This window comes from Prosthecobacter sp. (assembly GCF_044227185.1).
In the GTDB taxonomy this organism is placed as follows: domain Bacteria; phylum Verrucomicrobiota; class Verrucomicrobiia; order Verrucomicrobiales; family Verrucomicrobiaceae; genus Prosthecobacter.
The window spans coordinates 539,440-552,825 of the sequence record NZ_JBGAFO010000004.1 but is presented as its reverse complement, the minus strand read 5'-3'; the positions used below and the strand labels follow the sequence as shown (position 1 = coordinate 552,825).

Here is a 13,386-nt window from a genome sequence, read left to right as displayed (position 1 = left end):
GGGAGAATGGGGCAAATCTTCAGGACAATCTTTTTGAGAAAGAGGTTAAATCTGAGATAATGTAAATTTTTGCTGAACGACGCCTTTGTCAGGCGTTCTCATTTCATCTTCAGGTTTGAAGAATTGTTTTGTTCGCCATGGCCCTTGAAACCCCCAGCACGATTCCAACGCCCGAGGCGCCTGCGCCGAAGGGGTGGGGTGTGTGGCTGCGGAACAAGTTTCTGGCGGGGCTGGCGCTGGCGCTGCCGCTGATTTTGACGCTGTGGATTTTGTTCACGATTTACGACCTGCTGCACGGGTGGAGCAAGCCGGTGCTGGCGCAGGTGGTGAATCTGGTGAACGAATTTAGCGACGAGCCGGTGCTGAACATCGAGGATCCGAAACTGGAGAGCCTGACGAACTTCATCGGTTTTTTGTTTTCGGTGCTGGCGATTCTGGGGCTGGGCTTCATGGCGACGAACGTGATCGGCGTGCACATCGTGACGGCGGTGGACAAGCTGCTGCTGCGGATTCCGCTGGTGGCGGTGATCTACAGGCCGCTGAAGCAGGTGATCGACGCGTTTCGCAGCCTGGGGGGCACGAAGCAGAACTTCAAACGGGTGGTGTACATTGACTATCCGGTGACGGGCATGCGCATGATTGGTTTTGCCACGGGGCAGTATTGTGATCCGCAAACGGGCAAGGCGATGACCTGCGTGCTGCTGCCCACGGCACCGAGCCCGATGACGGGGATTCTGCTGGTGGTGGATTCGGAGAAGATCACGGATGCGCCGATCACGATCGAAGAGGCGATGAAGATGATCATCTCCGGCGGGCTGGTGTCGCCGCCGAATGCGGTGGCGCCGCTGAACCAGAAGCCGCCGGTGGCTCCGACGCCGGAAGTGCTGCCGGTGCCGGAACCTGCGTACGACCTGCCTGCGGGACTGCCGCGGGCGGAGGATTTTGACGCGGGAGACACGGAGATCCTGGCGCAGTCCATGGACATCAAGAGTGGAAAACGCTGGCTGCGCGCCCTGCCATGGAAGAAACGCTGAAGCGCACGGTGACGGTTGACTGGAAGTCCTGGCAGCCCGGTGTCCGCGCGACGCTGATGTTCATCATTGATGAGGCGAAGCGCGAGGTGCTGCTGATCCGCAAAAAGAGAGGGCTGGGCGCGGGAAAGATCAACGGGCCTGGAGGGAAGATCGATCCGGGCGAGACTTCAGTGGAATGCGCGGTGCGCGAAACGCAGGAGGAGCTGGGAGTGACGGCGCTGAATCCAGCGCACCATGGGGAGCTTTGGTTTCAGTTTGTGGACGGGCTGCGCATGCATGTGGACGTGTATGTGGCGACGCGGCATGAGGGGGAGGCGGTGGAAACTCCCGAGGCAGTGCCGTTGTGGACTTCGCTGGAGGCGCTGCCGTTTGAGGAGATGTGGGCGGATGACATCCACTGGCTGGCGCAGACGCTGATCGAGCGGCGGCGCTTCATGGGGAGGTTTGTGTTTGATGACGACAGGATGCTGAGCCACGAAGTGGGCTGGCTGTGATGGGCGGCGTTTTCAATATGACGCCGACAGTTCTGGCAAGGTGTCTGTGGTGGTAAGTGGGTCCAGTTTTCCGGAAGGTTTGACCACGGATCACACGGATTGACACGGATGACTGAGGCTGAAGGATGAAAGGCATCCGATGACTGGAGTGAATGCGGTTAAGAACTGCCGAAGCAGAAACAGTGCGGGTGTGGCAACAGCCCATGCGCCAGCGAGCTTATCGCAAGCGTCTATGCGCAGGAGGGACCTCGCAGTCGGGCGGTTTGGCGGAGAGGAGTGCGGGTGTCTGAGGATGTGGCATTCGCCAAACACGCCCAACCTACGGTCCGGAACGCGGGCGATATTATTCTCGAAGGCAGGTCTATTTTTTGATTTCAGAGCGGTGGTGATCGTGGCTATCATCGTGGGATGAAATGCCTTTTGTTTTTGTGCGGGGTTCTGGGGTTTCCGATGGCGTGTGCGGCTGCAGGGGATGAGCCGCCGAACATTGTGCTGGTGATGGCGGACGACCAGGGGTGGGGGGACATGGGGTACAACGGGCACCCGCATTTAAAGACGCCGAATTTTGACGCGCTGGCGAAGGAGGGGCTGCGGTTTGACCAGTTTCATGCGGCGGCGCCGGTGTGCTCTCCAACACGAGGGAGTGTGATGACAGGGCGGACGCCGAACCGGTATGGCTGCTTTTCCTGGGGGCACTCGCTGCGGCCACAGGAGATCACGATCGCGGAGGCGCTGAAGACGGCGGGGTATGCGACGGGGCACTTTGGGAAGTGGCATCTGGGGGCGGTGCAGAAGGCGAGTCCGGTGAGCCCGGGGAACAGCGGGTTTGATGAGTGGGTGTCCGCGCCGAATTTTTTTGATCTGGATCCGGTGCTGAGCGTGGAGGGGAAGGCGACGCAGTTTCACGGAGACAGCTCGGACATCACGGTGGATGAGGCGCTGAAGTTCATCCGGCGCTGCGGTGAGAAGAAGCAGCGCTTTCTGGCGGTGGTGTGGTTTGGCTCGCCGCATGATCCGCACCGGGCGCTGGAGGCGGACCGGGCGCCGTATGCCGGGCTGACGGAGAAAGAGCAGAACTTTTATGGGGAGATCACGGCGATGGACCGGGCGTTTGGCAGGCTGCGGGCGGAGCTGAAGGAGCTGGATCTGCGGGAGAACACCTTATTATGGTACTGCAGCGACAACGGGGCGCTGCCAAAGGTGGGCTCCACGGGCGGGCGGCGGGGATTCAAGGGGCAGATTTACGAAGGAGGGCTGGCGGTGCCGGCGCTGATGGAGTGGCCGGCGGTGTTTCATGAGCCGAAGGTCATCAAGGTGCCGTGTGTGACGTCTGACATCTACCCGACGGTGCTGGAGATCGCGGGGGTGACCCTGCCGAAGCAGCCGCCGCTGGACGGGATGGACCTCATGCCGGTGCTGATGGGGGAGCAGCAGAAGCGGTCGCGGCCGATTGGGTTCTGGGAAACGGGGAACAAGGGGATCGGCACGCCGTCCAAGCAGTGGATGGAGGAGCTGCTGGCGGCGCAGGCGAAGGGAGAGGAGCCGAATGACCCGGCGCGGGTGCGGCCGGATGCGGGAGTGCTCGGCGCGCCGGTTTCACTGACGGAGTTTCCTGGCCACGCGGCGTGGCTGGACTGGCCGTGGAAGCTGCACCGGATCGAGAACCGAAAAACGCATGAGGTGACGTGGGAGCTGTACAACCTGGCGAGCGACCCGGATGAGAGCACGGTGCTGCTGGCGGAGCAGCCGGAACGGGTGCCGGAGATGCAGAAGAGCCTGGAAGACTGGCTGGAAAGCGTGGCGCGGAGTCTGAACGGGGAGGATTATGGTGCCGGGAAAGGAGGAGAGCAGGGGAGGTGAGTGTGTTTTGGAATGACGAAACCAGAATGAGGAATGAGGAATGACGGATGGGGGGACGCGGGGCTCTTCCCAGAACCGCCTAAAGGAGGGACTCCAATACGAAGAGGCTGGCGCAGGGGTGGAGGCAGCTTGTCACTTTAAGTTTGAATTTGAAACTGCACGCCGTGGTGGAGGACGAGCTCGAGTGTGGAGGATCCGCCCGCCGACAGATTCGGGCTTTTTGAGTACCTGCTTGCCAGGTTCTTATTGAGTGCTAATGAGTGGGCGGAGTTGAAAAGTGAAAAGGCCGAAAATCTAGGTTTGCGAGTTCTTCAAGGATTCTAGAATTTCAAAATTTTTCTTTAAATTCTAAAAATATCTTGCGGTAGTAGGATGTTTCGTGTTACTATAACTTCAATTGCGGGTATAGCTTAGTGGTAAAGTTCCAGCCTTCCACGCTGGCCATGTGGGTTCGATTCCCACTACCCGCTCTGAAGACACGTCAACATCTGTAAATCTCTCAATAATCTGCCGCTTATGAAATCTGCGTCTATTTCTCGCATTGCGGGTATTTCTGCCTGCGTTCTCATGCTGGCATGGGGTTCGACCGGTCTGGCGCAAACTGCCACGAACTGCACCGAAATCGCTAACGATGTGAAGGTTGCGGTGGAAAAGGACCCCTCGAAGGTTCTGATGGTTGTGGAAGATGCACTCGTGATCAACGAGGGGTGCGCGGCGGACATTGTGAAAACGGCGATCATTGCCTCCAAGGCCGACGCGGCTCTGGCGGGGCAGATCGTGCAGACGGGGGTGTCGGTGGCACCGAAAATGGCCGGAGTCATCAACGATGCGGCGAACTCGGTGGTGCCGGGTCTGGCCGTGGCCGCACCTGTGCCCGCGGCCCAAGTGGAGCGCCCAGTCACCGTTTCGGGGAAAAATCCCATCGTCATTGACAAGAATCCGGTCATTCCACCCTCGACACCGGATTTCTTCATCCCCTCGAACATTCGCGGGGTGTTTCTGCTGATGCCGCCGATCTCGGGCCCGCTGCCACCACGGATCATCACGAATCCGGTGTCTCCGTCCAACTCGATTCCGTGAGGTCCGCCCAGGGCCAGCCCCCTTCCTTTCTGATTATCGAAACTGCCTCTGCTTTTTCCATCCATCATGCGCTCAAAACTGGCAATGCTTATTCTGGCCGCGGCCGCTGTGCTCAGCCCGGCCGCGCTGCGCGCGCAGGGGCTGGTGGCGATCCAGAACTACTCGGCGGATTTTAGAAATGAGCAGCCTTTGAGCTTCTCCCTCAGCGGGAACACGGGGTATGACATGCTGAAGTACAAGGCGCCGTCATCGCAGTATGGGAATATTGAGTCCTGGTATGCGCAGCTCGGCGCGGGCACGTCCTACACGCATGCGGACCAGACGACGCCGTACAGCTTCAGCCTTGACGGGAGCGTGCTGGAATATGTGAAAGGCGTGCCGTCGTATGGGAACACGTTCTACAACGGCCGGGCCATCTTCAACATCGAGCACCGGTTTTCCGAACGTCTGAAGATGAGCAACAACTTCTACCTGACGTACGGGACCAATCCGAACACGGCGTTTGGGTACGGCGCCACGAGCGCGCTGTGGAACGGGCAGTTTCTCTACGGATACAACAATTTCAACGTGAGCTACGCGTGGTCTCCGCGCTTCTCCACCACGACGTCGTACACGATTGACGGCATCGACTACCAGAACGCGGCGGTGGCGACTTCACAGGACCGCTACTCGCACCTGTTTGCGCAGCAGATCGCGTACAAGATTTCGAAACAGACCAGCCTGACCGCGGAATACCGCTACCGCATGACGGACTACACGAAGAGCCCGTTCCAGAACTACCATTCGCATTACGCGCTGGGCGGGGTCGATCACGCGTGGAGCGAGAACCTTTCGGGCTCGGCGCGAGCGGGGGCGGAGTTCTACCAGAACGCCGCGGTGAGCAAAACGCGGCCGTATGCGGAAGCCGCGATCAACTATGCGGTGGCCCGGCAGACGCAACTGCGGTGGTTTTCGATGCTGGGCTTCAATGGAGCGGTGTTCAACGGATACACGAGCAGCTACGGGGTGAACACGGGGATCCAGGTGGACCATCAGGTGACCAAACGGTTCAGCGTGACGGGCGGGGCGAGCTATGCGCACTCGGTGCTTTCAGGCGGACCGCTCTCGGACCAGAGGCAGGACGCGGTGTTTCTCAACGCCGGCATCGGCTACCAGCTGATGGACAACGTGAATCTGAACGCGAACTACTCCTTCTCCACGCAGCTTTCCAACAATCCCTCCCTCGAATTCAACCGCAACCGAGTCTCCATCGGCGCGACGGCAACCTTTTAGTCCCAACAGCCAAAACAGCAATGCGCCGGCGGGCGGATTCGGACACGAGTCTCCCGCTGGCGGCATTTCAAGACCCCTTTCTTAACCTTTCTGAACTTTCAACCTGAGCAGTCATGAACGAGCCCGGCACCGAACTGCAGAAGCACGCGATGGACACCTGGCAGGTGGTTAAGAACCGGTTTGGCCTCATCTCGCTGTGCTTCATCCTGATCTTTGCGGCGGCGGCGGTGCTGACGTACATCATGCCGCGGAAGTATCGCGGGCATGTGGAGATGACGATTGAGCGCATCACGCAGGACATTGATGTGTTTGCCCGCAACCGCAGCGACGGACTGGCCTTCACGCAGGAGTACATCAAGACGCAGTTTGAAACGATCACGAAGCCCACGACGCTGTATCCGGTGATCGACAAGCTGGAGCTGGCGAAGAGGTGGGAGCTGCCAAGCCGCCAGGCGGCGCTGGGAAAGCTGCGCGGGAACCTGGAGACGCAGTCGATGCTGCGGTCGGACTTTGTGACGATCGACTACTACGACCAGGATGCGCAACTGGCGGCGACGATTGCAAACGAGGTGGCGCAGAGCTACATGACGCAGCGCACGAACATCGAGAGCAGCAAGAAGCAGAAGGCGCTGGCGGTGCTGGAGGAGAAGATTTCCGACCAGGAAGCGCTGAGGAGCCAGGCCCAACTGCGCGCGCAGGAGGCGAAGCGGAAGGCCGGCATCGTGGGGGAATGGTTCATGGGAGGCGGGAACTCGCTGAGTCCCGGCAGCGACCTGCGCACGACAGAGGAGACGATTCAGATGTCGCGGGAGCAACTGCTGATGGCGGCGGACCAGGACATCCTGACGCTGCAGTCTGAGATCGACCAGGTGGCGAAACTCAGCCCGGACGAACTGATCGAGCAGGCGTCCGGCCTGAAGCTGGAGAACCAGAACATCGCGATGATGACGGGCAAGCTGCAGGAGCTGAAGGTGGCGCGGGAGGGGCTGACGAATGAAGGCCGGGGCCGCATGCATCCGCAGGTGCTGAGCGTGGACAGCCAGATCGAGGAATACAAGAAGCTGATTCTGGCCGCCGCGAAAGCGCATGTCAGCGGCCTGCAAAACCGTCTGGACGGGGCGAAGAAGAAACGTGATTCGCTGCAGGCCTACAATGATGATGCGAAGAAGGAGATCCTGGGGATGCAGGCGCTCTACAACGAGTACAAGACCGCCAAGGACGAGGTCACGCAGCTCGACAACATCATTGTGAACCTGCGCTCGAGAAACCTGGAGGAAAAGGTGGGCAAGGAGCTGGAAAAAACGGCGGCCACGATCTACTCCGCAGCAGAGCCGGAAGGGAAGCCTGCCAAGCCAAACGTGGCGCTGCATCTGGCGCTGGGCGGGGTGCTGGGGCTGATGTTTGGCCTGGGGCTGGCCTTCTTCCTGGAATACATGGACACGACGGTGAAGAACCTGGATGACGTGGAGCGCTACCTGGGCGTGCCGGTGCTTTCCGTGGTGCCGAAGAATGTGGGCGTGCTGCACCGGAGCAGCGGGTTTAATCCGGATGCGGAGGCGTACCGCATTCTGCGCACGAACATTGAATTCAACCGGAAGACGCCGGACGCGAACTGCCTCAGCGTGGTGAGCGGCGGTGCGGGGGAGGGGAAATCGACGACGATGGTGAACCTGGCGTATGTGTGCGCGCAGGGCGGGTACAATGTGCTCTTGATTGATGCGGACCTGCGGCGGCCGAGCCTGCACACGCATTTCGATGTGAGCCATGCCACCGGGCTGACGAACTACCTGACCACGGACATCCGGCTGGAGGATGTGGTGCTGCGCACACCGGTGGAAAACCTGTTTTTCCTGCCGAGCGGACTGCTGCCGGCGGACAGCGCGGGGCTGCTGAACTCCCAGCGGATGGTGGACTTGATCGCGGATGTGAAGAGCCGCTTTGACCTGGTGCTGATCGACTCGCCGCCGATCCTCGGTGTGAGCGACGCCTCGGTGCTGTCGAACCTGGCGGACATGACGATGATCGTGGTGCAGCACCGCAAGCTGCCGCGGCAGATGCTGATGCGCGTGAAGCAGAGCGTGGAGAACGTGGGAGGGAAGGTGGTGGGAGTGGTGCTGAACAACGTGGACCTGCGGAGCGACGCCCAGTACCAGTACTACACGAGCTACTACACCTACTACTCGCCAACGAACTCGCCCAACGGGGGCCAGGGCGGCAAGTCGCGCCGCCGCAAGATCAAGGCGGAGACGACGGCGCCCGCGCTGGGCGGCGCCCATGCTGGCTCGCGGCTGGATGGCGACGATGTCTTTTAATTTTTTAACATTCAACGAAGCACCCCACCCATGAACACACGCATCCTTCTCTCCTGCATCGCCGCATGCCTCTGCGCCGTGGCCACTGCCAGCGCGCAGAACGGCGAGCTCGCGCTCAAGGCGAACGACCGGGTGACGATTTCCATCGGGGGCATCCCGGACAATGAAGTGCCGCAGATCAGCAAGGTGTACACGATCAGTGACAACGGGACGGTGAACCTGCTGCACATCGGCGAAGTGCGCGCGGCCGGACTGAAGCCTTCCACGCTGCAGCGCACGATCGAGCAGACGTATGTGGCGCGGGAGATCTACACGCGTCCCACGGTGACCGTTTCCACGGACGACAGCGCGATGACCGCGCGCATGGTTTATGTGATCAGCGGCTGCGCGAAGAACGGGCCGATTCCGTACAACACGGGAATGACGGTGCTCAAGGCGATCGGCTCGGCGGGGGGCTTTTCGCCCTTTGCGAAACCGAGCAAGACCAAGCTGATCCGCAACGGCACGACGACGGAGATCAATCTGAAGGACATCAGCGCGGATCCCTCGCGGGACATCAAGCTGCAGCCGGAAGACCAGATCATTGTGCCGGAATAGGAATGACGAAACCAGAATGAGGAATGAGGAATTCCTGAGGTCATGAACACCGGTTTTTTGCTTCCAGTGCTTGCTGTGGTGATGTGCCTGACCGGAATGGTGAAGGGGCAGAACACGGAGATGGCGCTGAAGGCGGGGGATCGGATCGCGCTTTCGATTGGCGGGATTCCGGCTGATGATGCGGCGCAGATCAGCAAGGTGTACACCATTGGCGACGGGGGCACGATCAATCTGGTGCATGTGGGAGAGGTGAAGGCTGTGGGATTCAAGCCTTCGGAGCTGCAGCGTGTGGTGGAGAAGGCCTATGTGCAGCAGGAGCTGTACAAAAGTCCGACCGTGACTGTGACGATTGACGGTGGGGAAGTGCCGGCGCGTTTGATCTACGTGGTGAGCGGCTGCAAAAAGAACGGGCCGGTGGCTTACAATGCGGGAATGACTCTACTGAAGGCCATCAGTGTGGCTGGAGGCTTTTCTGATTTCGCGAAACCCAGCCAAACAACGGTGATTCGGAATGGCAAAAGCATCGCGGTCAATCTCGGAAATGTGAGTACTGAACCGTCCCGCGACATCAGGCTGGAGCCGGAAGATCAGATCATTGTGAAGGAGTGAGGGATGGGAATGAGGAATGAGGAATGAGGAATCTGGAGGGGGGGTAGGGACGTTCGGTTTGGCCGCAGAGAGGCAGAGTTTTTTGACCACGAGCTTCACTGAACGGATGGGAGCCGGGATGGGGAGCGATCTCGAATGGGAATGGTCGCGGATTTAGGGATGGTGAACTCATGCCATGAGCGGTTAAAACGCGTCTGTTCGTATGCTCCGTATGCAGGTCGGCTGTGTTTGGCGTCGAGGGCATTTCAAGGTGCTCAGCCCACTCTGCCAAACCGACCCACTGTGAGGACGCTCGTACGTCACAGTGCTTGCGGCACGCTCGCAGACGGGCGGGCTGTCGCCACAACAGTCCTACGGTCCAGCATGCGCTGGGTGTTTGAAGTTTGCGTCCGAGAACAACGCCGACAGGCGTGGTATCAGGCGAAGTGTTTGTGGGTGGTCATAGACCGGTTTTCAACAGATGGTGATTGGTCGCTTGAATCGAAATGCATTAACTGAATGACGAAGGGGCGTTGCGCGTTTTAGGCTGGATGAAGATCATGCTGTTTGCTTTGTGCTTCGTTTGGGCGGCTGCTTCGGCATTGGCGGAGTTTGCGCTGAAGGATGGTGATACGGTGGTGTTTCTGGGGGACAGCATCACGGCGGCGAGGCGGTATGACCGGATCATTGAGAACTACACGCTGCTGCGGTTTCCACAGAGGACGGTGAAGTTCTTCAATGCGGGAAGAGGTGGGGACACGATGACGGGGGCGCTGGAGAGGCTGCAGCGGGAGGTGTTTGATCGCAAGGCCACGGTGCTGACGGTGGCGTTTGGGGTGAATGACATCGGCTGGGGGATGAAGGCGGATGCGGAGCACAAGGCGGCGTATCTGGAGTCTCTGCGAAAGCTGATCGGGCGCTGCAAGGAGCATGGGGTGCGGGTTTTCATCTGCTCTGCGGCGATCACGAGTGAGGAGCCGGACCGGGCGGAGAAGGGTTTCCTTCAGCAGATGTGTGACGAGGGGCTGGAGGTGGCGAAGGGGCTGGGGGCGGAGACGATCGATGTGCAGCGGTGGATGCGGAAGGTGCAGCGACGGGTTTTGGAGGTGAACGGGAAGCAGAAGGAAGGTGCGAAGCCGACGACGCTGCATGTGGAGGATGGGGTGCACCTCAATGACCTCGGTCAGTTGGCGATGGCGGTGGCGATTTTGAAGGGGCTGGGTGCGCCTGCGGAGGTTTCTTCGGCGGTGGTGGATGCGAAGGAGGGCAAGGTGGAGGCCGTGAGCGGGTGCGTGGTGTCAGGTGTGAAGGTGGACAAAGATGGTGTGGCGTTTGACCGGCTGGATGAGGGGCTGCCGATCAACTTTGGGGCGCTGGGTGCGCTGAATTTTTTGTTTGTGCCGATTCCGGCCGAGCTGAACGGCTACATGCTGGCGGTGAAGGGTCTGGCTGCGGGCAAGTATGAGCTGCGGGCGGGTGGGAGGCTGCTGGGGAAGTTTACCGCGGGGCAACTGGCGGCGGGGATGAACATCTCCTCAATGACGGCGAATGGGTGGGAGCCGGGCGGGCCGTGGGATGCGCAGGCGGCGGCGCTGAAGATGGTGACGGATGCGCGGATGGAGATCGTGGGATCGGAGACTTACCAGGAGATGTTTTTGAAGGAGCAGCCGGGAGTGGAGGAGTTGGGTGCGGAGACGAAGAAGATGCTGGAAGGACTGGAGGCGCTGCAGAGGAAGTATGCGGCGCCGGTGAAGGTGAGGTTTGAGGTGAGGCGGGTGGAGTGAGGGGGGCAGCCGGACCAACGGAGAGTGAAGGGACGCTTGTGCTGGCATCGCTACGCGATGCGACCTTGGGGGCGTGCGTGGGCGTGGCTTACGAGGGGTGTCGCTTCGCTCAACCCCTCGCTACAGGCTGCGATGGCTACGCCATCAGTGTGCCTCATACGCGCGTGGATATGCGAGCGTTCGCATGCTCACTTCGCGACGGGCTTTTTATGAGTGGAGGGGCCAACGAATGCGCATCGTAGGGCTTGGGATCCCTGACGAGGGGGCATTATCCCCTCACCCCAACCCTTTGACTCACTGCGTTCGCCCTTCGGGCTGCCTGCGGCAGTCTATTTGCCTTCCGGCGGTCTTCGACCCGCTTCGCTGCGGTTCCCCGAAGAAAGTTATGGTTGCTGTCGTATCTCAGGGGCGGGGAGAGGGAGACCCGTTTTGGCTGCCCTGGGGTGATCGAACTTATCTACACCACGAGAGATAAAAAAACCGCAGAGAAGACCTGTTGGATCAGGCTCTCTGCGGTCTTGTGGATTTATTCGGTGTTTGCTTTGCTTACAGCCCCAGATCGGTCACGGCGCCTTCGCTGGCGCTGGTGGTGAGTTTGGCGTATTTGGCGAGGACGCCGCGGGTGTAGCGGGGCTTGGGCTGCTTCCACTTGGAGAGGCGGGTCTTCAGTTCCTTGGCGGGGATGCCGAGGGTGATGGCGCGCTTTTCAGCGTCGATGGTGATGGGGTCGCCGTTTTTGATGACGGCGATGGGGCCGCCGACGAAGGCCTCCGGGGTGACATGGCCGACGACGAAGCCGTGGCTGCCGCCGCTGAAGCGACCGTCTGTGATGAAGGCGACGTCTTTGCCGAGGCCTTTGCCCATGATGGCGGAGGTGGGGGAGAGCATCTCGCGCATGCCGGGGCCGCCTTTGGGGCCTTCCATGCGGACGACGATGACGTGGCCTTTTTTGACCTTGTCATTGAGCCTTGCCGGAGATTTTGCCGACGGCACCGCCGGGGCAGAGGTTGCCTTTGAAGATGACGAGGTGGCTGTCCTTCTTGAGCGGATTGCTGAGGGGGCTGACGATCTTCTGGTCTTTGGGCCAGACGATCTTGGAGTTCTTCATGTTCTCCTTCATGGTCTTGCCGGTGACGGTGAGGCAGTCGCCGTGCATGAGGCCTTCGGCGACGAGCATGCGCATGAGGGGGACGGTGCCGCCGATCTTGACGAGGTCGTTCATGAAGTATTTGCCGCTGGGCTTGAGGTCGGCGAGGACGGGGGTCTTTTTGCCGATGCGGACGAAGTCTTCGATGCCGAGCTTCACGCCGGCGCTGTGGGCCATGGCGATGAGGTGGAGGACGGCATTGGTGGAGCCGCCGAGGGTGATGATGAGGGTGATGGCGTTTTCGAAGGCTTCCTTGGTCATGATGTCGCGAGGGGTGATGCCCTTTTTGATCATGTTCATGACGGCGGCGCCGGCGTCGAAGCAGTCGATGAGCTTGTCGGTGCCGACGGCGGACTGGGCGCCGGAATTGGGGAGGCTCATGCCGAGGGCCTCGATGGCGGAGGCCATGGTGTTGGCGGTGTACATGCCGCCGCAGGAGCCTTCGCCGGGGATGGCGTGCTCTTCGATGTCGATGAGCTCCTTGTCATTGATGAGGCAGTTGGCGTGCTTGCCGACGGCTTCGAAGACGGTGACGATGTCGGCGTCCTTTTTCTCGGGGCCGACGCAGCCGGGGAGGATGGTGCCGCCATAGACGAAGACGCTGGGGCGATTGAGGCGGGCCATGGCCATGAGGCAGCCGGGCATGTTTTTATCGCAGCCGCCGATGGCGACGAAGCCGTCCATGCCTTCGCAGCCGACGACGGTCTCGATGGAGTCGGCGATGACTTCGCGGGAGACGAGGGAGTATTTCATCCCTTCGGTGCCCATGGAGATGCCGTCTGAGATGGTGATGGTGTTGAAGATGATGCTCTTGCCACCGGCGGCGTCCACGCCTTTGGCGGACTCGAGGGCGAGGCGGTCGATGTGCATGTTGCACGGGGTGACCATGCTCCAGAGGGAGGCGATGCCGATCTGGGACTTCTGGAAGTCGGCGCGCTTGAAGCCGACGGCGTGCAGCATGGCGCGGGAGGCGGCGCGGTCCACTCCATCAACCACGATGGCGCTGTGCTTGCGGTGGAGGTCGGATTTGGCGGCGGCAGTGGCTTTCTTGGGCATGGCTGGGTAGGATTAAAAAGAGCCTGCAAAATGGCAGACATGACCGGGCACGCAAGCTGCCTTTGAAGCAGGAGAGGCGCAGGGTTTGGCAATAAGCGTGTGGCTTCCGGCCCCGCCGGGACGATATGGAGAGGTGTGAACTTGTATTTCCGATGCATCTTT

9 protein-coding genes, 1 tRNA gene and 1 pseudogene are annotated in these 13,386 nt (G+C 60.4%); 10 read left to right on the top strand and 1 reads right to left on the bottom strand.

The annotated features are described in order from the left end of the window. Nucleotides 1-137 precede the first annotated feature (137 nt). The 10 genes from ACILSQ_RS12745 to ACILSQ_RS12700 all read left to right on the top strand — a co-directional run bounded on the left by ACILSQ_RS12745 (nucleotide 138) and on the right by ACILSQ_RS12700 (nucleotide 11,021). The gene (locus tag ACILSQ_RS12745; RefSeq protein ID WP_395744015.1) at nucleotides 138-1,034 is read left to right on the top strand and encodes a DUF502 domain-containing protein; all 897 of its coding nucleotides are present in this window, start codon (nucleotides 138-140) and stop codon (nucleotides 1,032-1,034) included. After that, nucleotides 1,019-1,528: an 8-oxo-dGTP diphosphatase gene (locus tag ACILSQ_RS12740; protein WP_395744014.1), complete on the top strand. Its 510-nt coding sequence runs from the start codon at nucleotides 1,019-1,021 to the stop codon at nucleotides 1,526-1,528. The genes ACILSQ_RS12745 and ACILSQ_RS12740 overlap by 16 nt, the downstream gene beginning before the upstream one ends. A gap of 408 nt (nucleotides 1,529-1,936) precedes the next feature. Beyond that, complete coding sequence (locus tag ACILSQ_RS12735) at nucleotides 1,937-3,388, top strand: sulfatase-like hydrolase/transferase (protein WP_395744013.1); 1,452 nt, start codon at nucleotides 1,937-1,939, stop codon at nucleotides 3,386-3,388. 399 nt (nucleotides 3,389-3,787) lie between these two features. Then, nucleotides 3,788-3,858 (top strand) — tRNA-Gly (locus ACILSQ_RS12730). A 46-nt stretch (nucleotides 3,859-3,904) separates the two neighbouring features. After that, nucleotides 3,905-4,468 carry a hypothetical protein gene (locus ACILSQ_RS12725; RefSeq protein ID WP_395744012.1) on the top strand — a complete coding sequence of 188 codons (564 nt, stop codon included), beginning with the start codon at nucleotides 3,905-3,907 and terminating at the stop codon, nucleotides 4,466-4,468. A 66-nt stretch (nucleotides 4,469-4,534) separates the two neighbouring features. Beyond that, nucleotides 4,535-5,740 carry an outer membrane beta-barrel protein gene (locus ACILSQ_RS12720; RefSeq protein WP_395744011.1) on the top strand — a complete coding sequence of 402 codons (1,206 nt, stop codon included), beginning with the start codon at nucleotides 4,535-4,537 and terminating at the stop codon, nucleotides 5,738-5,740. 113 nt (nucleotides 5,741-5,853) lie between these two features. Beyond that, complete coding sequence (locus ACILSQ_RS12715; protein ID WP_395744010.1) at nucleotides 5,854-8,052, top strand: GumC family protein; 2,199 nt, start codon at nucleotides 5,854-5,856, stop codon at nucleotides 8,050-8,052. A gap of 30 nt (nucleotides 8,053-8,082) precedes the next feature. Next, a complete protein-coding gene (locus ACILSQ_RS12710) occupies nucleotides 8,083-8,649 on the top strand; it encodes a polysaccharide biosynthesis/export family protein (RefSeq protein WP_395744009.1) in 567 nt (188 codons plus the stop codon). Nucleotides 8,650-8,691: 42 nt separating this feature from the next. Then, nucleotides 8,692-9,258 carry a polysaccharide biosynthesis/export family protein gene (locus ACILSQ_RS12705; protein ID WP_395744008.1) on the top strand — a complete coding sequence of 189 codons (567 nt, stop codon included), beginning with the start codon at nucleotides 8,692-8,694 and terminating at the stop codon, nucleotides 9,256-9,258. A 539-nt stretch (nucleotides 9,259-9,797) separates the two neighbouring features. After that, nucleotides 9,798-11,021: an SGNH/GDSL hydrolase family protein gene (locus tag ACILSQ_RS12700; RefSeq protein ID WP_395744007.1), complete on the top strand. Its 1,224-nt coding sequence runs from the start codon at nucleotides 9,798-9,800 to the stop codon at nucleotides 11,019-11,021. Nucleotides 11,022-11,567: 546 nt separating this feature from the next. Here the strand turns inward: ACILSQ_RS12700 and ilvD are convergent. After that, nucleotides 11,568-13,224 (bottom strand): annotated as a pseudogene (gene ilvD, locus ACILSQ_RS12695) (dihydroxy-acid dehydratase). Nucleotides 13,225-13,386 lie beyond the last annotated feature (162 nt).